Source organism: Streptomyces sp. KMM 9044 (assembly GCF_024701375.2).
Taxonomy (GTDB): Bacteria; Actinomycetota; Actinomycetes; order Streptomycetales; family Streptomycetaceae; genus Streptomyces.
Genome location: NZ_CP113910.1, coordinates 562481 through 586292, shown reverse-complemented (window position 1 = coordinate 586292; position 23812 = coordinate 562481). Strand labels below are relative to the sequence as shown.

The window sequence follows — 23812 nt, the reverse complement described above, 5'->3', positions numbered from 1 at the left end:
AACAAGAGGAGAGACTGTGCCCACTGTGCCCCCGGCCTCGAAGGCCGCTGGAAGGACCGCGGCGGACGTGCCCGCGCTCCTGGAGCGCGGCAGGACACTGGCCATGCCGGTACTGCGGGCGGCCATCGGCTGTCTGGCGCCTCCCATGGACACCGTCGCCGCCTACCACTTCGGCTGGATCGACGCCCAGGGCAGGCCCGCGGACGGCGACGGCGGCAAGGCCGTGCGCCCCGCGCTCGCCGTGCTGTCCGCCGAGGTCACCGGTGCCGCCCCCGAGGTCGGCGTTCCCGGCGCGGTCGCCGTCGAGCTCGTCCACAACTTCTCCCTGCTGCACGACGACCTCATGGACGGCGACGAGCAGCGCAGGCACCGCGACACCGTCTGGAAGATGCACGGCCCCGCCCAGGCCATCCTCGTCGGCGACGCCCTGTTCGCCCTCGCCAACGAGGTGCTGCTGGAACTCGGCACCGTCGAGGCCGGCCGGGCCACCCGCAGGCTGACCACCGCCACCCGCGCCCTGATCGACGGCCAGGCGCAGGACATCTCCTACGAGCACCGCGACCACGTCGGCGTCGAGGAGTGCCTGGAGATGGAGGGCAACAAGACCGGCGCCCTGCTCGCCTGCGCCAGCTCCGTCGGCGCCGTGCTCGGCGGCGCCGACACGCACACCGCCGACACCCTGGAGAAGTACGGCTACCACCTCGGCCTGGCCTTCCAGGCCGTCGACGACCTCCTCGGCATCTGGGGCGACCCGGCGGCCACCGGCAAGCAGACCTGGAGCGATCTGCGCCAGCGCAAGAAGTCCCTCCCCGTCGTGGCGGCGCTCGCCGCGGGCGGCCCGGCCTCCGAGCAGCTCGCGGGGATCCTCGCCGCCGACGCCGGCAGCAGCGGCTTCGCCACCTTCTCCGAGGAGGAGTTCGCGGCCCGCGCGGCCCTCATCGAGCAGGCCGGCGGACGGGAGTGGACCGCCGAGGAAGCGCGTCGCCAGCACACCATCGCCATCGAGGCCCTCGACGTCGTGGACATGCCCGACAGGGTGCGGGAGCAGTTCACGGCGCTCGCGGACTTCGTCGTCGTACGAAAGAGATGATCACCATCGGTCGAATAGCCCTCGCGTAGTCGCCGGCCGGTGGTGCGGGGAGCAGACACCGGCCGACGGCGGACCCACAGCAGACGCACACATTGCAGGACTGCACGAAGGGGAAGCCATGACAGCGACGACCGACGGAAGCACCGGGGCGGCCCTGCCGTCCTCGGTGGCCGCGGCCAGCGACACCGACACCGACATCCCCATGGCGGCCGGGGTACCCGACATCGCCGCCGGCGCCATGCGGCGCGCCACCGAGTTCCTGCTGTCCCGCCAGGAGGACCAGGGCTGGTGGAAGGGGGACCTCGAGACCAACGTCACGATGGATGCCGAGGACCTGCTGCTGCGCCAGTTCCTCGGCATCCTCGAGGAGGAGACCACCCGCGCAGCCGCCCTGTTCATCCGGGGCGAGCAACGCGCGGACGGCACCTGGGCCACCTTCCACGACGGGCCCGGCGACCTCTCCGCGACCATCGAGGCGTACGTCGCCCTGCGGCTGGCAGGTGACGTGCCGGACACCCCGCACATGGCGCGCGCCGCCGCCTGGGTCCGTGGCCGGGGCGGGATCGCCGCCTCCCGGGTCTTCACCCGGATCTGGCTGGCCCTGTTCGGCTGGTGGAAGTGGGAGGACCTGCCCGAACTCCCGCCCGAGCTGATCTGGTTCCCGTCCTGGGTGCCGCTCAACATCTACGACTTCGGCTGCTGGGCCCGCCAGACCATCGTCCCGCTGACGATCGTCTCCGCCAAGCGGCCGGTACGGCCCGCCCCGTTCCCGCTCGACGAACTGCACACCGACCCGGCCCGTCCCCGCCCTCCCGGACGGATGGCACCGGTGGTCAGCTGGGACGGCGTCTTCCAGCGGCTCGACAAGGGCCTGCACGCGCTGCGCCGGGCCGTCCCGCGCCGACTGCGCGGGGCGGCGATGAACACCGCGGCCCGCTGGATCATCGAGCGGCAGGAGAACGACGGATGCTGGGGCGGTATCCAGCCGCCCGCCGTGTACTCGGTCATCGCGCTGCACCTGCTCGGCTACGACCTGAACCACCCGGTGATGCGTGCCGGACTGAACTCCCTCGACCGGTTCGCCGTGTGGCGAGAGGACGGCGCCCGGATGGTGGAGGCCTGCCAGTCCCCGGTGTGGGACACCTGCCTCGCCACCATCGCCCTCGCCGACGCCGGCCTGCCCGCCGACCACCCCCAACTGGTCAGGGCCGCCGACTGGATGCTCGGCGAACAGGTCGTACGGCCGGGCGACTGGTCGGTACGCAGGCCCGGACTCCCGCCGGGCGGCTGGGCGTTCGAGTTCCACAACGACAACTACCCCGACATCGACGACACCGCCGAGGTGGTCCTCGCACTCCGCCGGGTCAAGCACCACGACCCGGAGCGGGTGGACAACGCCATCGGCCGCGGGGTCCGCTGGAACCTCGGCATGCAGTCCCGCAACGGAGCCTGGGGCGCCTTCGATGTCGACAACACCAGCCCGTTCCCCAACCGGCTGCCGTTCTGCGACTTCGGCGAGGTCATCGACCCGCCGTCGGCCGATGTCACCGCGCACGTCGTGGAGATGCTCGCCGTCGAAGGGCTCGCCCACGATCCGCGTACCCGGCGCGGCATCCGCTGGCTGCTCGACGAACAGAATTCGGACGGCTCGTGGTTCGGGCGCTGGGGCGTCAACTACCTGTACGGCACCGGGTCCGTGGTCCCGGCGCTGGTCGCCGCCGGACTGCCCGGTTCCCACCCGGCGATCCGACGGGCCGTGACCTGGCTGGAGTCGGTCCAGAACGACGACGGAGGCTGGGGCGAGGACCTGCGCTCCTATCACAACTCCCGGGAATGGAGCGGAAAGGGCGCCTCGACCGCCTCGCAGACCGGGTGGGCGCTGATGGCCCTGCTGGCGGCCGGCGAGAGAAAGTCCGTGGCCGTGGAACGAGGCATCGTCTGGCTGGCGGCCACCCAGCACGAGGACGGCTCCTGGGACGAGCCCTACTTCACCGGCACGGGCTTCCCCTGGGACTTCTCCATCAACTACCACCTCTACCGGCAGGTCTTCCCACTCACCGCGCTCGGCCGGTATGTGAACGGGGAGCCGTTCGCCAAGACGCCGACGGTGGTGCCGAGGGAGGCGTCGGCGGAGACATCGGTCGTGCAGCCGGAGGCGGACGCCGGCGCACAGCGGCGGCGGCTGGCCGAGTCGACGGGCAGTTGATGAGCCCCCGGGCCACTCCGGCGCCGCTGCTGATCGCCTGCGCGCTCGGCATCGAGCGGCTGGCCCTGCGCGGGAGAGACCACGGCGGCGTCGGCGAGCCGGTCACCGTCCTGCGCACGGGCATGGGGCCGACGGCCGCCGAGCGCTCCGTCACCCGGGCGCTCGCCGGCCCGGCGCTGCGCGACGCCGCCGTGCTGGCCACCGGTTTCTGTGCCGGGCTGGCCCCCGGGATGCACCCCGGCGACCTGGTGGTCGCCGGGGAGACCCGCGCCCCGCGCGGCAGCGTGCCGTGCGTTGGAACCGACCTGCTGGTGAAGGAACTGTCGCGCGTCGCGCCGGGGCGCACCGTTCACACCGGGCCGCTCACCGGCTCCGGGCACGTGGTCCGCAGACACGAACGGTCCGGGCTGCTCGCCACCGGCGCGATCGCGGTCGACATGGAGTCCGCTGCCACGCTCCTGAGCGCCGTTCGCGCGGGTGCACGCCCCGTTGCGGCCGTACGGGTGGTCGTGGACGCTCCTGAACACGAACTGTTCCGGATCGGCACGGTGAGCGGTGGAATATCGGCTTTCCGCGTCCTTCGTTCCGTTCTTCCCGCGTATCTCGAATGGCACCGTTCCTCGCTGCTCCCTGGGAGGTGAGCCAGATGGCCATGCCGCTGCGTCAGTCCGTCAAGGTCGCCACATACTTGGCCGAACAGAAGATCCGCCGACGGGACAAGTTTCCGCTGATCGTCGAGCTGGAACCGCTCTTCGCCTGCAACCTGGCCTGTGAGGGCTGCGGAAAGATCCAGCACCCGGCCGGGGTGCTCAAACAGCGCATGCCGGTCGCGCAGGCCGTGGGTGCGGTACTGGAGTCCGGGGCGCCGATGGTGTCGATCGCCGGCGGCGAACCGCTGATGCACCCTCAGATCGACGAGATCGTCCGCCAGCTGGTGGCACGGCGCAAGTACGTGTTCCTGTGCACCAACGCCATGCTGTTGCGCAGGAAGATGGACAAGTTCACCCCGTCGCCGTACTTCGCGTTCGCCGTGCACATCGACGGGCTGCGCGAGCGGCACGACGAGTCCGTCGCGAAGGAGGGCGTGTTCGACGAGGCGGTGGCCGCCATCAAGGAGGCCAAGCGGCGCGGCTTCCGGGTCACCACCAACTCGACCTTCTTCAACACCGACACCCCGCAGACCGTCATCGAGGTGCTCAACTACCTCAACGACGACCTCAAGGTCGACGAGATGATGATCTCGCCCGCCTACGCCTACGAGAAGGCCCCCGACCAGGAGCACTTCCTCGGTGTGGAGCAGACCCGCGAGCTGTTCAGGAAGGCGTTCGCCGGGGGCAACCGCCGTCGCTGGCGGCTCAACCACTCGCCCCTGTTCCTGGACTTCCTCGAGGGCAGGGTCGACTTCCCGTGCACCGCGTGGGCGATCCCGAACTACTCGCTTTTCGGCTGGCAGCGCCCCTGCTATCTGATGAGCGACGGCTATGTGCCGACGTACCGGGAACTGATCGAGAGGACCGACTGGGACAAGTACGGCCGTGGCAAGGACCCGCGCTGCGCCAACTGCATGGCACACTGCGGCTACGAGCCCACCGCCGTCCTCGCCACCACGGGGTCCCTGAAGGAGTCCCTGCGCGCCCTGCGCGAGACGGTCTCGGGAAACAGGGAGTGACGCAGTGACGGCTGTATCCCCCGGGGCGCCCGGGATGCCGGCCCGGTCGCCCGCCCCGCGGCACAGGAGCCGGCGAATCCGGGTCGGGTCGGTGGCGGTGGGCGGGGACGCGCCGGTGTCGGCGCAGTCGATGACGACGACGCCTACGTCGGACACCGGGGCGACGCTGCAGCAGATCGCGGAGCTGACGGCGCCGGGGTGTCAGACCGCGCGGAAGTCGTACATCCCGGTGATCGCCGGCATCCGCTTCCAGCCGAGGCACGTGTTCGCGGCGCTCGAGGCGGGCGGTGCGGCGGTGCGGGTGAACCCGGGCGACACCGAGCAGTTCGACGACAGGGTCAGGGGGACCGCGACGACGTGGTGGCGATCACCGCGGCCCTGCCGCGTCCGGCCGGCCTGGGTGTCTTCGCCGAGCGGTTCCCCGGCCGGGTGTGGGACGTCGGCATTGCCGAGCAGCACGCAGCCGTCTCCGCGGCCGGCGGCACACCCCCGGCCGTCGCCGTGTACGCCACCTTCTTCAACCGCGCCTTCGACCAGCTGCTGATGGACATGGCGCTGCACCGCTGCGGGGTCACCTTCGTCCCGGGCCGGGCGGGCGTCACCGGCGTCGACGGGCCGTCGCACAACGGCGTGTGGGACCTGTCGGTGCTCCAGGTCGTCCCCGGCCTGCGCATCGCCGCACCATGCGACGCGGACCAGCCGCGCGCCCAGTCGTGCGAGGCGGTCGCCGTCGACGACGCGCCGACGCCGCTGAGGTTCCCCGGGGAGTCCGTGGGCCCGTCCGTCCCGGCGCTCGACCGGATCGGCGGTACGGACGGGCTGCACCGCGGCAACGACCCCGAGGTGCTGCCGGTCTCGGCCGGCGTCGTGGCGTCCGTCTGCCTCCGGGCCGCTGATTCGCTCGAGGCCCGAGGCATCGGGTGCACCGTCGTCGACCCGCGCCGGGTCGGACCCGTCGCACCCGAAGTCGTGGGGCCGGCCGCCCGGCACCGGCTCGTGGCCGTCGTCGAGGACAACAGTCGTGCAGAGGGCGTGGGTTCGGCCGTGGTACTGGCGCTGGGTGACGCCGACGCACCGGTACGGCGGTTCGGCATTCCGAAGCAGTTCCCCGCGCGCGCCAAGCGCGGTGAGGTGCTGGCGGACACAGGCCTGACACCCGTCGAGATCGCCGGCCGGACCGGCACGAGCCCGGCCGTGGGTGAGGAGCGGCAGCTCCGGAACGAACCGTTCGGGAAACAGCGGGAGCAGTGGGGGCAAGGGGAACCACGGGAGCAACGGGAGAAACAGCCATGACCACCGCGGAGTCCGCTCCGGAGCTGCCGGAGCTGCCGGAGCCGCCACGGGCGGCCGGTGACTTCGACCTCGGCGCACTGCTGGCCGAGCGCGGAGCCGAGCGCTACGAGCTGCACACCAGACACCTCAACCACCAGCTCCCGCGCATGCTGCACACCATCGGATTCGACAAGGCCTACGAACGTGCCGAGGGCGCCCACTTCTGGGACGCGGACGGCAACGACCACCTGGACATGCTCGCCGGATTCGGGGTGATGGGCCTGGGACGCCACCACCCCGTGGTCCGCAGGGCGCTGCACGACGTCCTCGACGCCTCGCTCGCCGACCTCACCCGCTTCGACTGCCCACCGCTGCCCGGACTGCTGGCCGAGAAACTGCTCACCCACAGTCCTCACCTGGACCGGGTGTTCTTCGGCAACAGCGGTACGGAGGCGGTCGAGACCGCGCTGAAGTTCGCCCGGTACGCCACCGGCAGGCCCCGAGTCCTGTACTGCGCGCACGCCTTCCACGGGCTGACCACCGGCTCCCTGTCCGTCAACGGCGAGTCCGGCTTCCGGGACGGATTCGCCCCCCTGCTGCCCGACACGGCCGTACCCCTCGGTGACATGGACGCGCTCGAAAGCGAGTTGGCCAAGGGCGACGTCGCCGCCCTCATCGTGGAACCCATCCAGGGCAAGGGCGTGCACGCGGCCCCGCCCGGCTATCTGCGTGCCGCCCAGGAGCTGTTGCACCGGCACAGGGCGCTGCTGATCGCCGACGAGGTGCAGACCGGGCTCGGACGGACCGGCGACTTCTACGCCTACCAGCACGAGGACGGGGTCGAACCGGACCTGGTATGCGTGGCCAAGGCGCTCTCCGGCGGTTACGTCCCGGTGGGAGCCACGCTCGGCAAGGACTGGATCTTCCGCAAGGTCTACTCGTCGATGGACCGGGTGCTGGTCCACTCGGCCAGCTTCGGGGGCAACGCCCAGGCCATGGCGGCCGGCCTCGCGGTGCTGTCGGTCATGGAGAACGAGCAGATCGTCGCGCATGCCCGGGTCACCGGGGAACTGCTGCGGTCCCGGCTCGCGGCCCTCGTCGACACCTACGAGCTGCTCGCCGACGTCCGTGGCCGGGGCCTGATGATCGGCATCGAGTTCGGCCGGCCGCGGTCGCTGAAGCTGAGCGGCCGCTGGGCCATGCTGCAGGCCGCACGCAAGGGGCTTTTTGCGCAGATGGTGGTCGTTCCGCTGCTGCAGAAACACAGGATCCTCACCCAGGTCTCCGGCGACCACCTGGAGGTGATCAAGCTGATCCCGCCGCTGATCATCGGCGAGCGGGAGGTGGACCGGTTCGTGGACGCCTTCACCGCGGTCATGGACGATGCCCATGAGGGCGGTCTGGTCTGGGAGTTCGGCAGGACACTGGTGAAGCAGGCGGTCGCCAACCGGTGAGAACGACATTTCTTGCCCTGGAGGCAAGAAACTTGCCTCCAGGGCAAGGGCGCGGCTGAATGGAGTCATGAGTTCCCCCGAGGCCGGGCCGTCGGCCGAACCGGCCGAAGCGCTCCCCGCGGTCGCCCCGCAGCTGCGCGCCCTCAGGCGCGGGGCCTTCCTGACACTGGAGGCCGCCGCCCGGGACGCGGGGCTGTCGCCCGCGCACCTCTCCCGGTTGGAGACCGGACAGCGCCAGCCCTCGCTGCCGACGCTGCTCTCCCTCGCCCGCGTCTACGGTACGACGGTTTCCGGACTGCTCGGTGAGACCGCCGCCGACCGGGAAGCCGTGGTGCGCGCCGCCGACATGGAGCCGACCACGGCCGGCGGCTGGACCTACCGGCAGGCCGGTCCCCCGGGGCGCGGGATGCAGGCCCTGCGGGTCCAGGTCCCGCACGGATCCCAGGGCGACATCGTGCGGGCCCACCCCGGTGAGGAGTGGCTGTACGTCCTCGGCGGGCGGCTGCGGCTCCGTCTCGGGGACACCCTGCACCGCCTCGCTCCGGGCGACAGCGCGCACTTCGACTCGCTGACCCCGCACCGCATCGCCGCCGAGGACCCCGGCGGGGTCGAGTTGCTGTTCGTCCACACCCTGCTGCAGAGTCCCACGGCCGCCCTGTGCCTGGGCCCCACCCATGGAGATGTGTCATGAAAGACATGGAGGAGAAGTTCCCTCGCGCCCTGTGGGTGAGGCTGTTCATCTACGTCGTGGCGGGCCACCTCTTCGCGGCCTTCGTCTACCTGCTCTTCGAACTGGGCGCGAAGGCGTAGCCCTCGGGGGCCGCTCAGTCCAGCATGCGATCGCGCAGCCGCTCCCGGTACTCGGGAGTGAAGCCGAGAGCCTGCTCGATGTAGGGGTCCACGCCGCCCCAGGTCTCCTCGATCGTCTCGAGCGCGGCCGACAGGTACTCGGCGCGGGCGTCGAACAGCGGGTCGAGCAGCTCCATGACCTCGGGTGAGTAGGCCGAGGCGGAGGTGGCGCTGCGGCGCACCTTGTAGCGGCGGTGCGCGGCGCTGGACTTCAGGTAGTCGTCGAAGATCGCGTCCCGTTCCACGCCCAGCGCGAGCAGCGTCACCGCCACCGACAGGCCCGCGCGGTCCTTGCCCGCCGCGCAGTGCATCAGTGCGGGCAGGCTCTCCTCGGCGAGCGAGATCAGCACGCGGGAGTGCTCGAAGGTGCGCTGCGTCACGGTCGCGCGGTACGAGGCGATCATCCGTTCCGCTCCCTTGCCGCCGGCGAGGATCGCGCGGAGCTGGTCGAGGTCCCCGTCACGGACCATCCTCCAGAACTCGGCGCCGTCGGCCGGGTCGCTCAGCGGCAGGTTCACATTGCGCACGCCGGGCAGCTCGATGTCCCGCCCGTCCAGCCTGTGGTCGGCCGCGTTACGGAAGTCGAAGACGGTGTGCAGTCCCAGGGCGGACAGGAAGGCGGCGTCCTCCTCGGTGGCGTGCGCGAGGTGGCCGCTGCGGAACAGCACTCCGTGTCGCACCCGGCGGCCGTCGACGGTCGGCAGGCCGCCCACATCACGGAAATTGCGCACACCGGTGAGCTCGGGTTCGGTCGACGGGATCTGCTGCGTCACGGGGGCCCCTTTCCCACTCTGCGCCGTCGGCGCGGCGGCGTCGACGGGTGTCACCCGACGATACGACATGCCTGGCAGGGGCCATGAGTTGGTGAGCGGGCCGGTGGCGTGGCGTGGTCGGCCCCGAGCCGCCGGTCCGGACGGACACGTGGCAGACCCTGGGCGGACCCACCGCCGAACCGGACCGGAAGGTCTCTTCTTTCACTATTGGGGCGTTCTGTCCGTTTAGGCAGCTTCGCCATAACGTGCCCCGATAGAAAGGGAGATGGGAGTGGGGTGGTGAGCATCGTCATAGAGGTGACGATGCGTTGTCGCCATGTTCACGTAATTCCGTTGTTCCGCAAGGGGATTCGGGGGGTGCGCAATGTCCGGGGCGACTCTGGGTGACGGTTTTCATGTCAATGGATCACAGAAATGCGCCTTTGCTCGGAAGATCGTGCTTGTTCCTTTGCGTCCAGGTCGCCTACGTTCACCATCGATCCGGACAGACGCCTAATCCTGCCGCTGTCCGGGGCCTTCACACTCTGACCCGTGAACGGCAGGAACGGGGGACCCACAGGTACGACTGCCTGTTCCGGTCTCCGGAACGGCTTGGGGTTAAGTCGCGTTTCGACGCGGCCGGGCATCTCCAGTCCGAACCCGACAGCTCACCTCGTAGGCGCCGGAGAGGAATTCGTCATGCCCGCAAAAGGTAAGCACCGCCGCCCCAGCGCTTTGCGTTTCACCCGCTCCATCGCCGTCGTCGGAACCGGTGGCGCCGCACTCGCCCTGCCGCTTCTCGGTGCCACCGGAGCGAACGCCGCCCCTGTGCAGGCCGCCCCGGAAAAGGCCGTCCAGTCGTATTCCGTCACCGGCGGTACGGCTGACGGCGTGAAGGCCGACGATGACGAGAAGGGCGACGCCCGCACGTACACAGTGAAGGGCGGCGACTACCTGGCGAAGATCGCCGAGTCCGAGAGCGTCGACGGCGGCTGGAAGCAGCTCTATGCCGACAACCGCGAGGCTGTGGGCAGTGACCCGTCACTCATCCACCCCGGTCTGAAGCTCTCGGTCGACGGCAGGGCCACCACGGCCGACACGCCGAAGAAGTCTCCTTCTTCCGAAAAGAGCGCTTCGTCCTCCTCGTCCGCTCCGTCCTCCGCGTCGAAGACGACGGCGGCCGGTGAGTCCTCGGAGCAGTCCGCTCCGAAGCCGTCCTCGGGCTCCTCCGAGCAGTCCGCGCCGGAGGCGTCCTCCGGCGCGGTGACCGCGAACCAGGCCGCGAACACCTCCGGTTACAGCTCGCCGGTGCCCGGCGGCGGCCTCGGCACCGCCTACAAGGTGGCCGGCAGCATGTGGTCCAGCGGCTACCACACCGGTGTCGACTTCGCCGTCCCGACGGGTACCTCCCTGAAGGCCGTGAGCCCGGGTACCGTCGTCTCCGCCGGCTGGGCAGGCTCGTACGGCAACCAGGTCGTCATCAAGCTGAACGACGGCCACTACGCCCAGTACGCCCACCTGTCCTCGCTGTCCGTCTCGGCCGGCCAGACCGTGAGCGGCGGCCAGCAGGTCGGCCTCTCGGGCTCCACCGGCAACTCGACCGGCCCGCACCTGCACTTCGAAATCCGCACCACGCCGGACTACGGCTCGGACGTGGACCCGGTCTCCTACCTTCGCGGCAAGGGCGTCTCCGTCGGCTGACCCCAGAGGCAACCCGCCTGACGCGCCGCCGAAGGCCGGACCCCGATTCCGGGGTCCGGCGTTCGGCGCGTTCGGCACGTGCGCCCGGAGTGTTCCGTGCGTCACGTCACTCGCCGCTCAACGTCCCCCCGAGGGCTGTTCCGGAACTGGCCGATGCCTTGCGCGTGGCTTATCTCACCGCCCGTCAATGCCTTCCTACGGTCGCGTAGGTCATATTCGAAGGTGAATCATGTCCGGTTGTGGCAGACGATTCGAAGAATGACAGCAAGCCGGTGATCGGGTCGTACGTGGCGGTGGGGGACAGCTTCACCGAGGGTGTCGGAGACCCCGGCCCCGCCGGGACGTTCGTCGGCTGGGCCGACCGGCTCGCGGTACTTCTCGCCGACCGGCGCCCCGAAGGCGACTTCCCGTACACGAATCTCGCGGTGCGCGGGAAGCTGCTCGACCAGGTCGTGGCCGACCAGCTCCCGCGGGCCGTCGAACTGGCCCCCGCGCTGGTTTCGTTCTGTGCGGGCGGCAACGACATCCTGCGCCCCGGCAGTGACCCGGATGAGGTGGCCGAGCGGTTCGAGCGGGCGATCGCCGCGCTCACGGCCGTCTCCGGCACGGTGCTGGTGACAACCGGGTTCGACACCCGGGGTGTACCCCTGCTGAGGCATCTGCGCGGCAAGATCGCCACCTACAACGGGCACGTGCGGGCCGTCGCCGACCGGTACGGCTGTCCGGTGCTCGACCTGTGGTCCCTGAGGAGCATCCAGGACCGCAGGGCCTGGGACGCCGACCGGCTGCACCTGTCGCCCGAGGGGCACACGCGCGTGGCGCTCCGCGCGGGCCAGGCCCTCGGCCTGGACATTCCGGCCGACCCGGAGCAGGCCTGGCCCCCGCTGCCGCCGCGCGACAGCCTCCACGTCCGGCGGGACAACGTCCAGTGGGCGCGCGAGTACCTGGTGCCGTGGATGGGACGCAGGCTGCGCGGGGAGTCCTCGGGGGACCATGTGACGGCGAAGGGAACGCTGTCCCCGGGTGACATCAGGGAGCGCATCGCCGCGGTGGCCTGACACCGGGCGCGAGGGGGAGCGGGGAGGGGCGCGTACGGAGCCCGGCGCGGGCGCGCGCCCGTCTCCGCGGCGCCGCGCCGACGCACATAATAGAATGTCCAACCGATTCCACTTGGAGGCATCGTGGCCGGTATCCGTTCCCAGAGCTCCGGGCTCCGTACGTTATGGCCCGCGGCCTTCGGCGCGGACCCCGCCGGTGAGCGCATGGCGCGTATCCGCCGGTCCCCGCACTACCGGGACGGCGTGTTCCAGAACCCCGGGGGCCCCGCCAGGTCCCGGCCCCCGGGCTCGTCCCGGGACCTGGCGAAGACCTACTTCGACAAGGAGACCCGGTCCCGCCGTGCTCCGCACCACCCCCTGCCGGTGCACGCCGGCACTCTCGCCGATCTGGCCCGCCCGCCGGCCTCCGGGCTGCGTCTGACCTGGATGGGACACTCCAGTGTGCTCGTGGAGATCGACGGGCGGCGGGTGCTGTTCGACCCCGTGTGGGGCGAGCGCTGCTCCCCGTTCCCCTTCGCCGGCCCGAAGCGGCTGCACCCGGTGCCCCTGTCGTTGGCCGCCCTCGGCCCGGTCGATGTCGTCGCGATCTCGCACGACCACTACGACCACCTGGACCTGCCCACCATCAAGGCACTGGCCGGCACGGACACGCTGTTCGCCGTGCCGCTCGGCGTGGGCGCCCATCTCGAGCACTGGGGCGTCTCCGCCGACCGGCTGCGCGAACTGGACTGGCACGAGGCGACCGAGGTCGGCGGGATCACCCTCACCGCCACCCCGGCCCGTCACTTCTGCGGCCGGGGCCTGCGCAACACGCAGCACACCCTGTGGGCCTCCTGGGTCGTCGCGGGCGGGGAGCACCGCGTCTACCACAGCGGGGACACCGGTTACTTCGACGGCTTCAAGGACATCGGCGCCGCACACGGCCCCTTCGACGCGACGATGATCCAGATCGGCGCGTACTCGGACTTCTGGCCCAAGGGGCAGCCGGACCCGGTTCCGGGACCGGGTTCCTGGCCGGAGATCCACATGAACCCCGCCGAAGGCCTCCAGGCCCACCTCGACCTCCAGCAGGGGAGGCCGGGCGGGGTCCTCCTGCCGATCCACTGGGGCACCTTCAACCTGGCACCGCATCCGTGGGCGGAGCCCGGTGAGTGGACGATGGCGGCGGCCGACGCGGTCGGGCAGCCCGCCGCCTTCCCCGTCCCGGGCCTGCCGTTCGAGCCCGCCGGGGAGCTGCCGGCCGAGCCGTGGTGGCGGGGCGTGGGGCACGTCCCGGATCACAAGTGGCCGTTGCCCGACCCCGTCACGGACTCCTCCCACGAGGAACTGGATCTGGTGGGGGAGGAATGACCCCTGACCTCAATCGCTACTCTGAGTGACATTTGCGAGGGTGGCGTGCAGTGCGGGAGGACTCCTGAGGAGGACTCCTGAGGTGGCCGCCGACCGGGCAGCCGGGTGGATGGCCGAGGGCCGGGGAGCTGTGGGCTCCCCGGCCCTCGGCATGTCCTGGTGGCCATATCTGAGCAGGTCAGATCGATTGTGGCCCATTCTTTGACGAGTGAGTGGCGGGTTTATCGGTCTGTCGTACGAAGCCTCATACCAGAGCGGGACGCTGTCCGTGTGAGTTTGTCAACTGACCGCCGCACATGATGCGGTGGTGACTACGGTGAGTATCGGTCGGGCGGCGCATGGCCGACGCCCTCGGCCTTCCGAAGCGCCCCCGGCCGGTACGGCGACACCGCGACGGCGCCCGTCGCTCGGCGCATCGCACCACGGGGTCGCGCCCATCAGATTGGATCAGGGAGCGGGGACCGGTACGTGCAGGCAGAAGGTGGAGGCGGACCGGGGAGAGGCCGGGGTGCCACGCCCCGTCACTCGGGCCCGGTCGGCGGCTCGGGCGTGACCGGTGTGACGGGCGCGCCCGTCGGGTCGCAGGCAGCCGCAGGCGCCCCGGACGGGCCGCCGGCCGACCCACGTGCCGGCAACGGGCGTACGCCCGCCCCACACGGCGGCGAGCCGCGCGGTGCACGCAACCGCTCCCGCGCGCCCGGCGGCCGTGGCGCCACGCGCTCACCCCGCACCCAGGACCGACGGACCAGTTCGAGGACACCCATGCCCGACCCCCGCCCTCCCACCCGGCCGTCCCCCGCGTCCCCCGCGACACAGATATGGCCCCAGTTGCTGCGGCTCGCCGTCCTGCCGCCCGTGGCGGTCGCCCTCAGCGCCTGCGCCGCCGTGCTGTTCATCATCCGCTCCACCGGTGCACGGCCGGGCGCGGCCCTGTGGGGCGTGCTCGGCGGCGCGGTGTCGGTGACCCTCGCCGGCATCGTCATCGCCGCCGTCGCCGCCGACCGCGCGGCGCGGTCCGTGCACGACCGCCTCGAGGGCCTGCGCCGGAGCACGGCCCGGCACGAGGCCGACCTGTGCGCCCTTGTGGACACCCTGCGCCGCGGCGACGGCCCGCCCCCGCGCGCGCAGCCGGGCAGAACGCCGGGGGACGCCGACGAGTTCGACCGGCTCGGCGCCGATCTGTCCCGGGCCCACGACAGCGCCGTCACCGCCGTCGTCCAGGCGTCCCGGCTCTCCAGCCAGGCGGGCAGCGAGCAGAAGCTCGAGGTGTTCGTCAATCTGGCCCGGCGCCTGCAGTCCCTGGTGCACCGCGAGATCTCCATCCTCGACGAGATGGAGAACGAGATCGAGGACCCCGACCTGCTCAAGGGCCTCTTCCACGTCGACCATCTCGCCACCCGCATCCGCCGCCACGCCGAGAACCTCGCCGTCCTCGGAGGGGCCGTCTCCCGGCGGCAGTGGAGCCACCCGGTTTCCATGACCGAGGTACTGCGCTCGGCCATCGCCGAGGTCGAGCAGTACTCACGGGTCAAACTCGTGCCGCCGATCGACGGCACCCTGCGCGGGTACGCCGTCGCCGACGTCATCCACCTGCTCGCCGAACTCGTCGAGAACGCCACGCTGTACTCCGCCCCGCACACCCAGGTGCTGCTGCGCGCCGGTCTCGTCACCTCAGGGCTTGCCGTCGAGGTCGAGGACCGCGGGCTCGGAATGCCCGTGGGCGAGCAGGACCGGATGAACGCTCTGCTCGCCGACCCCGACCAGGTCAATGTCGCCAGCCTGCTGGCCGACGGGCGCATCGGCCTGTACGTGGTCTCACAGCTCGCGCGGCGGCACGGCATCCAGGTCCGGCTCCAGAACAACATCTACGGCGGGGCGCAGGCCGTGCTCGTGGTGCCGCAGGCACTGCTCGGTGCCGAGCAGTGGTCCGCGGGACAGGGCGCGGGCGCAAGCCGGCCGACCCGGGGTGACGCGGCACCGGACGCGGAACACGGTGGCGGGCCGGCACACCGGCCCGCGCATGCCGTCCCCGCGCCCGGCAGCGTCCCGCCGACCGGTCCCGCCGGGCACGGGAACGGCCGGCGGCCGACCGGGCCGCAGACGGGCACCGATCCGTACGCCGACGGCACCGGCCCGCAGACCGGCCCCGACGCGCGGGCGGTACCCGACGCGCGGACCGGCCTTGTGCGGCAGGCCGGATCCGGCCTGCCGCCGGGGTCCGGGAGCGGGACGCCCCCCACCTCGCTGCCGTTCCCCGCCGTACCGTCTGTGCGGCACCACGACCAGGCCACCGCCCCGGCCCCGACGGCCCCCGAGGGCGTGGCGCCACCCCTGCCGCTGCGCGGCGCCCGCGCGGTGCGGCCCAATCCGGCCGAGGCCGTGCCCGGGGTCGCCCCGGACGACCGGCAGACACTCGAGGAGAGCGGGATCGGGAACGCCCCCCTCACCCCACGCAGCACCACGGTGCGCGGCACCATGGACAGGCCCCAGCTGCCCCGCCGCCGCGCCCAGGAACACTTGGTGCCCCAGCTCCGCGACGGTCCCACGCCGCGTCAGGACACCGAGCACGTCGTCGGGCACGACCCCCACCTGATGGCGGCCTTCCGGCGGGGCGTCAGCCTCGCCGAAACCCAACAGTCCATGGAAACCGGCCGCATGGGAAACGAGGACGTGGGCCGTGGCGACCTGCGCAGCGACGACACGGCCGACGACCACATGGCGGGCGACCACATGGCGTCCCCGCCCAGGCTGCCGTCGTCGCCCATGGGCGAGTGCTCCGGTCCCACCGCCCACCCCGGGGACGCCCACCCCGTCGACACCCGCTACGTGGACGCCCGCCTCATGGACCCGCACCACAGCATCACGGCTCACGCGACGGAGTCCCCCACCGCGGAGACCCACCCCGCCGACGCGCGTCCCACGCATGCGGCAGCCCAGGAAGCGCGCGACGCCCGCGACAGCGTGCCCGCGCCCCGCACCGACCACCCCACAGCACGGCACGACGGGAGCGCAACCGCCGGATGAACACGCCCGCACCCTCCACCCCCTGGCGGGCCCCCACCTCCCCGTCCGCCCCCAGCGCTCCCGCAGACCTTCGTACCCCAAGGAGTCGATCCACCATGGCGAGCGATGCGCCGACCGCCCACGTTTCCGATCTCGACTGGCTGATGAGCGGCCTCGTGCAACGGGTGCCGCACACCTCCAGCGCCGTGCTGTTCTCCTGCGACGGGCTGGTGAAGTCCGTGCACGGTCTCGACGCGGACAGCGCCGACCACATGGCAGCCCTGGCCTCGGGCCTCTACTCCCTCGGCCGCAGTGCCGGCATCCGCTTCGGCGGGGGCGGCGACGTCCGCCAGGTCGTCGTCGAGCTCGACTCGATGCTGCTGTTCGTCTCCACCGCCGGTTCCGGCACCTGCCTCGCCGTGCTGGCCGGCCGCGAGGCCGACGCGGCGGTGCTCGGCTACGAGATGGCCATGCTGGTCAAGAGCGTGAGGCCGTACCTGGTGACCGCCCCCCGGCAGCCCGCCGTCGAACCGTCGGCGATGAGGCCTTGAACGTGACGACGGCCGGTGACGGCCCCTGGCTGGACGACGCGGCCGGGCGGCTGGTGCGCCCCTTCACCGTCAGCGACGGCCGCACCCGCCCCACCGTCGAACTCGACCTCCTGTCACAGGTGATGGCCACCGGGGCCATCCCCTTCGGCTACCTCGGCCCCGAGCACGCGCAGGCACTCGAACTGTGCCGCGCGCCCCTCCCGGTCGCCGAGGTGGCCGCGCACCTCAAGCTGCCGCTGGCCGTCACCAAGGTGCTGCTGGCGGACCTCGTCGACAGCGGAGGCCTCACCACCAAGCCCCCCGTGTTCGACCACAACCCGACGGACCGGGCCCTTCTGGAGGCAGTGCTCGATGGACTACGACGACAGCTCTGACCACGGCGGCGCCGCCGACGTGTTCCCCACCGCGCTCAAGATCCTCGTGGCGGGCGGGTTCGGCGTGGGCAAGACCACCTTCGTCGGCGCGGTCAGCGAGATCGCGCCGCTCAGCACGGAGGAACTGCTCACCACGGTCAGCGCCGCCACCGACCGGCTCGACGGCATCGAGAACAAGGTCGAGACGACCGTGGCGATGGACTTCGGCCGCATCACCCTGGATCAGGAACACGTGCTCTACCTGTTCGGCACACCGGGCCAGGAACGCTTCTGGTTCATGTGGGACGAACTCTGCGAGGGCGCCCTCGGCGCGGTCGTCATCGCCGACACCCGACGCCTGGAGGAGTGCTTCGTCGCCGTCGACTTCTTCGAGCAACGCGGCCTCGGCTTCATCATCGCCGTCAACGAGTTCGACGGCGCCTTCCGCTACGACCCCCAGGAGGTACGCGCCGCCCTGGACCTGCCGGACGGGGTCCCCGTCGTGCGCTGCGACGCCCGGATCTCCAGCTCGGGCGTCCAGACCCTGCTGACCCTGGTCCGCCATCTCATCGCCCACGCCCCGGCCCCCGCGACGGGGTACCGCGCCCACATGTGATCCCCACACACCACCACGGAGCCCGTATATGCCATGTGACCACATTCAGGGAGCACGCCCATGAGGTACGACCCGCCGCGTCCGGTCGGTCGTCTTCTGCTCACCCCCGAGGACGAGGAAGCCCCGGCCCGCATCGAGCGGCTGCGCCGGCTGGGACTGGGCGAGCGCTCCGAGCCCACGCTCGACGCCTTCGCGTACGGCCTCTCCGAGCTCACGGGGGCGGTGTACGCCATGGTCAACTTCCTGGGGGAGGAGAGGCAGTTCTTCGCCGGGCTGCACACCCCGGCGGTCGCCCCCGTCCTCCGCGGTGACGGCACCGGCGCCCTGCTGGGTCGGTCGTTGCCCCGCGACCACGGCTTCTGCCCCCATGTGGTGGCCCGCCGCAAGGCGCTGGTCCTGGGGGACGTGAGCGACTATCCCCGGTTCGCGGGCAACCCGGTCGTCGACGAGTTCGGGGTGCGCTCCTACCTGGGTGCCCCGCTCATCGACAGCACCGGCACGGTGCTGGGCACCGTGTCGGTCTCCGACACCCGGCCCCGGGCTTGGGGGCAGGAAGGGCTCGCTGTCATCAAGGAACGGGCCGCGGATCTCGTCGTACGCCTCGAACGCGGGGAGCGAGACGGACTGCCCTTCTGAGACCGCGGAGGCGGGCCTGCTCCCTCGATCCCACGGACGTGGTGTGCTGCCGCCGACGGGGTGACGGCGTGAAGGAAAGCTGTGGCCGCGCTTAAGAAATCCTCGATGGACCGGTGATGGTGTCGTACGGCAGATTGCAGTGCGATCCCACCCCGCTCCCGGCCAGGGCTGCTCCGGCATGCCCGAAGCCGGGACCGACCCCGAGGAGCCGTGGCGTTGAAGGCGCTCGTCAAGGACCAGGCCGAACCCGGGCTGTGGCTCGCGGACGTACCGGAGCCGGCCGTCGGCCCCGGCGAGGTACTCATCAAGGTGCTGCGCACCGGTATCTGCGGTACCGACCTGCACATCCGTGCCTGGGACGGCTGGGCCCGCCAGACGATCAGCACCCCGCTGATCCTCGGGCACGAGTTCGTCGGCGAGGTCGTCGAGACCGGCCGGGACGCCGGCGAGATCAAGGCCGGTGACCGGGTCAGCGGCGAGGGCCACCTGGTGTGCGGCAAGTGCCGCAACTGCCAGGCAGGCCGCCGGCACCTGTGCCGTGCCACCATCGGCCTCGGCGTCGGCCGTGACGGCGCGTTCGCCGAGTACGTCACCCTGCCCGCGGCCAACGTCTGGGTGCACCGTGTCCCCGTGGACCTCGATGTCGCCGCGATCTTCGACCCGTTCGGCAACGCCGTGCACACCGCCCTGTCCTTCCCGCTCGTCGGCGAGGACGTCCTGATCACCGGTGCCGGACCGATCGGCCTGATGGCCGCCGCGGTGGCCCGGCACGCCGGCGCCCGCCACGTGATGATCACCGACGTCAGCGAGGAGCGTCTGGAACTCGCCCGCAAGATCGGCGTGAGCCTGGCGCTGAACGTGCGGGACTCGGCGATCGCCGACGGGCAGCACCTCCTCGGCCTGCGCGAGGGCTTCGACGTCGGCCTCGAGATGTCCGGCCGGCCCGAGGCGCTGCGCGACATGATCACCAACATGACCCATGGCGGTCGGATCGCGATGCTCGGCCTGCCGGCCGAGGAGTTTCCGGTCGACTGGTCCCGGATCGTCACCTCGATGATCACCCTCAAGGGGATCTACGGCCGTGAGATGTTCGAGACCTGGTACGCCATGTCGGTGCTCCTCGAAGGCGGCCTGGACCTCGCCCCCGTGATCACCGGCCGGTACTCCCACCGCGACTTCGAGGCGGCCTTCGAGGACGCGGCGAGCGGCCGCAGCGGAAAAATCATCCTCGACTGGACGGCGTAGCCCACCGCACGCTGTCCTCAGCGCCCTCTCCTCTCCTCTCCTCTCCTCTCCTCTCCTCTCCTCTTCCGCGAGCCCTTTCAGGAGCTTCTCGATGTTCGACTCCGTGCGCGACGACCTCCGCACCACCCTCGACGAGATCCGCGCCGCCGGACTGCACAAGCCCGAGCGCGTGATCGGCACCCCGCAGTCCGCCACCGTGAACGTCACCGCGGGAGGCCGCCCCGGTGAGGTCCTCAACTTCTGCGCCAACAACTACCTCGGCCTCGCCGACCACCCCGAGGTGCTCGCCGCCGCCCACGAGGCCCTCGACCGCTGGGGGTACGGCATGGCCTCGGTGCGCTTCATCTGCGGCACACAGGAGGTGCACAAGGACCTGGAGTCGCGGCTGTCGGCGTTCCTCGGCCAGGAGGACACGATCCTCTACTCGTCCTGCTTCGACGCCAACGGCGGCGTGTTCGAGACCCTGCTCGGCGCGCAGGACGCGGTGATCTCCGACGCGCTGAACCACGCGTCGATCATCGACGGCATCCGTCTGTCCAAGGCCCGCCGCTTCCGCTACGCCAACCGCGACATGGCCGACCTGGAGTGCCGGTTGAAGGAGGCCACCGAGGGCGGGGCCCGCCGCAAGCTGATCGTCACCGACGGCGTCTTCTCCATGGACGGCCATGTCGCACCGCTGGCCGAGATCTGCGACCTCGCCGAACGTCACGACGCCATGGTCATGGTCGACGACTCGCACGCCGTGGGCTTCGTCGGACCCGGTGGACGCGGCACGCCCGGACTGCACGGCGTCATGGACCGCGTCGACATCCTCACCGGTACCCTCGGCAAGGCCCTCGGCGGCGCCTCCGGCGGCTATGTCGCCGCCCGCGCGGAGATCGTCGCCCTGCTGCGCCAGCGCTCCCGGCCGTACCTGTTCTCGAACACGCTCGCCCCGGTGATCGCCGCGGCCTCGCTGAAGGTCCTCGACCTGCTGGAGTCCGCCGACGACCTGCGGGTCCGGCTGGGCGAGAACACCCTCCTGTTCCGCCACCGGATGACCGAGGAGGGCTTCGACATCCTCCCCGGCGACCACCCCATCGCCCCGGTGATGATCGGCGACGCGTCCCGCGCGGGACGCCTGGCGGAGCTGTTGCTGGAACGCGGTGTCTACGTGGTCGGCTTCTCCTACCCCGTGGTGCCCGAGGGACAGGCCCGGATCCGGGTCCAGCTGTCCGCCGCACACTCGACCGAGGACGTGAACCGCGTGGTGGAGGCCTTCGTGGCGGCGCGGGCGGAGCTCGACGCCTGAGAGAATCGATTGCATGATCGAGGCACGGCGGCTCCACATCCTCCGTGCGGTGGCCGACCACCGTACGGTCACGGCGGCGGCCGCCGCGCTGTACCTGACCCCGTCTGCGGTGTCCCAGCAGCTTGCCGCGCTGGAGCAGGAGACCGGCCACCGGCTGGTGGAGCGCGGTGCCAAGGGCGTACGGCTGACCCCGGCCGGCGAGATCCTGCTCGGCCACACCCATGTGGTCCTCGCCCAACTGGAGCGGGCCGCGGCCGAACTCGCCGCATACGGTTCGGGCGCGGCCGGCACCGTCACCGTCGCCTCCTTCGCGACCGGGATCGCCCAGGTCGTCGTCCCCGCGGTGGTCCGCCTCGCCGCGGGGGCGCCCGGTATCCGCATCCGTGTCCAGGACGCCGAGGGCGACGCCAGCCTGCCGATGCTCCTGGACCGGCAGGTCGACATCGCCGTGGCCGTCGAGTACCGCGGGGCGCCGCCCGCCGACGACCTCCGCCTGACGCACGTCTCCCTGTACGCGGAGCCCTTCGACGCGGTCGTCCCGGTCACCCACCGGCTGGCCGGCGTCGCCGAGGTACCGCTTGCCGAGCTGGCCAAGGATCCGTGGATCGGCCCGTACCCCGGCAACCCCTGTCACGATGTCGTCGTCCTGGCCTGCGAGAACGCCGGATTCCAGCCCCGGCTCGAGCACTCCTCGGACGACTTCCGCGCGGTGGTGGCCCTGGCCTCGGCGGACGTGGGCGTCGCACTGGTCCCGCGCTCGGCGCTGCGCGGCATGGACCTGACCGGCGTGACCGTCCGGCCGGTCGACGGCGTCGCACCGACCCGCCGGGTCTTCGCCGCCGTACGCCGGGGAGCCGAGGAACACCCGCTGATCCGCCCGGTCCTGGACGCTCTCGGTGAGGCCGCCGGCGAGGCGTAGGGCCGGACGCGGCGGCGTCGGGGACGCCGATTTCCCGTTCCCGGGTCGCCCCCCGGCGGAACCGAAGCGGTCTGTCCGGCCGTCTCCGCAGTCAGCCATGTGGCCACGCGAGGCACACGAGCCACGCGGGAACGGGCTCGAGGAGAAGACGCACTCGTGGAAGCCGCGGACACCCTGGTGGTGATCGGCGTGTCCCTCGACTGCGCAGCGTTCGCCGGCGTGGGTACCTGTCCGATCGCCCGCCGTGACTTCACCCGCAAGGTCCCCTGGTGGGCCACCGCGGCCTGCGCCGCCCTGGCCGGCGTCGTCCCCTGTCCGTGCTCGCCTTCCCGGGCACGGCGGCCGTCCATATCTTGGCCGCGCGTCGCCTGCCCCTCCCACGCGGGACGGGCTCTCGTCGTCCCGGCCGCCGCGCTCCTCGGCGGGCTGATGACGAGCGTGGTGCTCAGCACCGTGTGAGGAGCGCACGGCGTCTGCGCCCGCACGGCCCCTCGCCGCCGCCGGGTGATTGTCAGTGCCGACCGCTACGGTGCCTGTCATGCCGGATGCCGAAGACGTACGACGGATCGCGCTGTCCCTGCCGGACACGACGGAGAAAGTGGCCTGGAGCATGCCTACGTTCCGGGTGGCGGGAAAGATGTTCGTCACCCTGCCCGAGGACGAGACGTCCATCGCCGTGCGCTGTCCCGAGGAGGAGCGCGACGAACTGGCCCTCGCGGAGCCGGAGAAGTTCTGGATCGCGGGCCACGAGGCGCAGTTCGCCTGGGTCCGGGCCCGCCTCGCCACCCTGGAGGACGAGGACGAACTGCGTGACATCCTCGCCGACTCCTGGCGCCAGGCGGCCCCGCCCCAGTTGCTCGACGCCCATCCCGGGCTGGGCCGGCAGCCGGGGGAGTGAGCATGCGGGGCGTCGGACGCCGGTTCGGGGCTCGCCCGGAGCGGTGATCCGGACGGGACCCGACTCCTCGAAGGCGCTGCCCCTCGGCCAGAGGGGCGCGCGATCATCCTCCCGGGTGCGGTATTGTTTCGGTGCACGTCGGCCCCGGGAAACCACCAGGTCAGACGGGCAACGGGACGTGGCGCAGCTTGGTAGCGCACTTGACTGGGGGTCAAGGGGTCGCAGGTTCAAATCCTGTCGTCCCGACTGGAGACAGTCGCAGGCCAAGGGCCGGTTTCGGAGGTGTCCGAAACCGGCCCTTGGCCTTTCTCGGGGGACCGGTTGGAGGCCGGCCTCCTTGACCGGCGCCTGCGGGTCATGCCGATCGGGCTCGGTAGGGAGTGCGGTGCGCGGACCGCACTGAGGCGGGCGGAGAGCGCTGCGCCGGCGGTTGTGATCTTGTGTACGTCCGCGTGGAGGCAGCGCTGGGCGGTGGTCGGCGATCCGCGGCCGGCGATGCTGCGTAGGACGTGCACGAGGACTCCGGCGTCGGCGAACCAGGCCGGTCCGGTGTGCCGGAGGTCATGGTGGCGCAGGTGCCCACAGTTGAGCTTGGTGACCACGCCGTCCCCGTGCGTGGCATCGCGCAGGGCGGCGGTGGTGATGCGTCCACCGCGCGGACCGGCGCCTGTCCAGTCGGCTCCTCACCCACGGCATCGTCTCGGTCGTCGTGCCCCTCCTCGCCCGGCCCGCCTTCGGTCGGCGGTGGTCCCCTCCCGGGAACGAGCCGGGAACGAGCCGGGAACGAGCCGGGAATGAGCCGGGAATGAGCCGGGAATGAGGAGGCCGTCCTCGTGGTTGTGAGAGCAACGGGTGACCCGCAGAAGCCCGTTGCCCTTTTCCGTCGCCCCCTTTGATGT

General features: G+C 71.5%; 21 protein-coding genes, 1 tRNA gene, 2 pseudogenes and 1 riboswitch. Of the genes and pseudogenes, 23 read left to right on the top strand and 1 reads right to left on the bottom strand.

The window, feature by feature from the left end; genetic code table 11:
* The first annotated feature begins 25 nt into the window (after nt 1-25).
* The 9 genes and pseudogenes from HUV60_RS02790 (at nt 26) to HUV60_RS02750 (ending at nt 8501) form a co-directional block, all read left to right on the top strand.
* Nucleotides 26-1090, top strand: a complete 1065-nt coding sequence (locus tag HUV60_RS02790) for a polyprenyl synthetase family protein (RefSeq protein WP_257853160.1) — start codon at nt 26-28, stop codon at nt 1088-1090.
* 118 nt (nt 1091-1208) lie between these two features.
* Nucleotides 1209-3296 (top strand): squalene--hopene cyclase, encoded by a 2088-nt coding sequence (gene shc, locus HUV60_RS02785; protein ID WP_257852482.1) that lies wholly within the window; start codon nt 1209-1211, stop codon nt 3294-3296.
* Nucleotides 3296-3937, top strand: coding sequence for a phosphorylase family protein (locus HUV60_RS02780; RefSeq protein WP_257852486.1), 642 nt, complete (start codon nt 3296-3298; stop codon nt 3935-3937). The genes shc and HUV60_RS02780 overlap by 1 nt, the downstream gene beginning before the upstream one ends.
* A 5-nt stretch (nt 3938-3942) precedes the next feature.
* Nucleotides 3943-4965, top strand: coding sequence for an adenosyl-hopene transferase HpnH (gene hpnH / locus HUV60_RS02775; RefSeq protein ID WP_257852487.1), 1023 nt, complete (start codon nt 3943-3945; stop codon nt 4963-4965).
* A gap of 4 nt (nt 4966-4969) precedes the next feature.
* Nucleotides 4970-5353, top strand: a pseudogene (locus tag HUV60_RS02770) (flavodoxin-dependent (E)-4-hydroxy-3-methylbut-2-enyl-diphosphate synthase); the annotation flags it as partial.
* A pseudogene (locus HUV60_RS02765) lies at nt 5311-6258 on the top strand (transketolase C-terminal domain-containing protein); the annotation flags it as partial. The pseudogenes HUV60_RS02770 and HUV60_RS02765, both read left to right, overlap by 43 nt.
* Entirely contained in the window at nt 6255-7691 is a 1437-nt protein-coding gene (locus tag HUV60_RS02760; protein WP_257852489.1) for an aspartate aminotransferase family protein, read from the top strand. The pseudogene HUV60_RS02765 and the gene HUV60_RS02760, both read left to right, overlap by 4 nt.
* Before the next feature lie 67 nt (nt 7692-7758).
* On the top strand, nt 7759-8382 hold the full coding sequence (locus HUV60_RS02755) for a helix-turn-helix domain-containing protein (protein ID WP_257852491.1): 624 nt from the start codon (nt 7759-7761) through the stop codon (nt 8380-8382).
* Complete coding sequence (locus tag HUV60_RS02750) at nt 8379-8501, top strand: DUF6126 family protein (protein WP_257852492.1); 123 nt, start codon at nt 8379-8381, stop codon at nt 8499-8501. Before HUV60_RS02755 ends, HUV60_RS02750 begins: the two co-directional genes overlap by 4 nt.
* Nucleotides 8502-8515: 14 nt before the next feature.
* Here the strand turns inward: HUV60_RS02750 and HUV60_RS02745 are convergent, their stop codons facing one another.
* Nucleotides 8516-9313, bottom strand: a complete 798-nt coding sequence (locus HUV60_RS02745) for a tyrosine-protein phosphatase (RefSeq protein ID WP_257852493.1) — start codon at nt 9311-9313, stop codon at nt 8516-8518.
* A 512-nt stretch (nt 9314-9825) separates the two neighbouring features.
* Nucleotides 9826-9989: riboswitch (cyclic di-AMP (ydaO/yuaA leader) on the top strand.
* Between the two features lie 2 nt (nt 9990-9991).
* Between HUV60_RS02745 and HUV60_RS02740 the strand changes: the two genes are divergently transcribed.
* The 14 genes from HUV60_RS02740 to HUV60_RS02675 all read left to right on the top strand — a co-directional run bounded on the left by HUV60_RS02740 (nt 9992) and on the right by HUV60_RS02675 (nt 23159).
* Complete coding sequence (locus tag HUV60_RS02740; protein ID WP_257852494.1) at nt 9992-10993, top strand: M23 family metallopeptidase; 1002 nt, start codon at nt 9992-9994, stop codon at nt 10991-10993.
* 272 nt (nt 10994-11265) lie between these two features.
* Nucleotides 11266-12051: an SGNH/GDSL hydrolase family protein gene (locus HUV60_RS02735; RefSeq protein WP_257853161.1), complete on the top strand. Its 786-nt coding sequence runs from the start codon at nt 11266-11268 to the stop codon at nt 12049-12051.
* 123 nt (nt 12052-12174) lie between these two features.
* Nucleotides 12175-13401 carry an MBL fold metallo-hydrolase gene (locus HUV60_RS02730; RefSeq protein WP_257852495.1) on the top strand — a complete coding sequence of 409 codons (1227 nt, stop codon included), beginning with the start codon at nt 12175-12177 and terminating at the stop codon, nt 13399-13401.
* A gap of 762 nt (nt 13402-14163) precedes the next feature.
* A complete protein-coding gene (locus tag HUV60_RS02725) occupies nt 14164-16425 on the top strand; it encodes an ATP-binding protein (protein ID WP_257852497.1) in 2262 nt (753 codons plus the stop codon).
* 95 nt (nt 16426-16520) lie between these two features.
* Entirely contained in the window at nt 16521-16955 is a 435-nt protein-coding gene (locus HUV60_RS02720) for a roadblock/LC7 domain-containing protein (protein WP_257852498.1), read from the top strand.
* A gap of 2 nt (nt 16956-16957) precedes the next feature.
* Nucleotides 16958-17329: a DUF742 domain-containing protein gene (locus HUV60_RS02715; RefSeq protein WP_257852499.1), complete on the top strand. Its 372-nt coding sequence runs from the start codon at nt 16958-16960 to the stop codon at nt 17327-17329.
* Nucleotides 17307-17924 carry a GTP-binding protein gene (locus tag HUV60_RS02710; RefSeq protein ID WP_257852502.1) on the top strand — a complete coding sequence of 206 codons (618 nt, stop codon included), beginning with the start codon at nt 17307-17309 and terminating at the stop codon, nt 17922-17924. The genes HUV60_RS02715 and HUV60_RS02710 overlap by 23 nt, the downstream gene beginning before the upstream one ends.
* 60 nt (nt 17925-17984) lie before the next feature.
* Complete coding sequence (locus HUV60_RS02705) at nt 17985-18560, top strand: GAF domain-containing protein (RefSeq protein ID WP_257852503.1); 576 nt, start codon at nt 17985-17987, stop codon at nt 18558-18560.
* Nucleotides 18561-18776: 216 nt separating this feature from the next.
* Complete coding sequence (gene tdh, locus HUV60_RS02700) at nt 18777-19805, top strand: L-threonine 3-dehydrogenase (RefSeq protein ID WP_257853163.1); 1029 nt, start codon at nt 18777-18779, stop codon at nt 19803-19805.
* Nucleotides 19806-19896: 91 nt separating this feature from the next.
* Complete coding sequence (locus HUV60_RS02695; protein WP_257852504.1) at nt 19897-21096, top strand: glycine C-acetyltransferase; 1200 nt, start codon at nt 19897-19899, stop codon at nt 21094-21096.
* A 13-nt stretch (nt 21097-21109) separates the two neighbouring features.
* Nucleotides 21110-22015, top strand: coding sequence for a LysR family transcriptional regulator (locus HUV60_RS02690; protein WP_257852505.1), 906 nt, complete (start codon nt 21110-21112; stop codon nt 22013-22015).
* Nucleotides 22016-22171: 156 nt separating this feature from the next.
* Nucleotides 22172-22474: a hypothetical protein gene (locus tag HUV60_RS02685; RefSeq protein WP_257852507.1), complete on the top strand. Its 303-nt coding sequence runs from the start codon at nt 22172-22174 to the stop codon at nt 22472-22474.
* Nucleotides 22475-22553: 79 nt separating this feature from the next.
* Nucleotides 22554-22913 (top strand): MmcQ/YjbR family DNA-binding protein, encoded by a 360-nt coding sequence (locus HUV60_RS02680; protein ID WP_257852509.1) that lies wholly within the window; start codon nt 22554-22556, stop codon nt 22911-22913.
* 172 nt (nt 22914-23085) lie between these two features.
* Nucleotides 23086-23159, top strand: a tRNA-Pro gene (locus tag HUV60_RS02675).
* Nucleotides 23160-23812 lie beyond the last annotated feature (653 nt).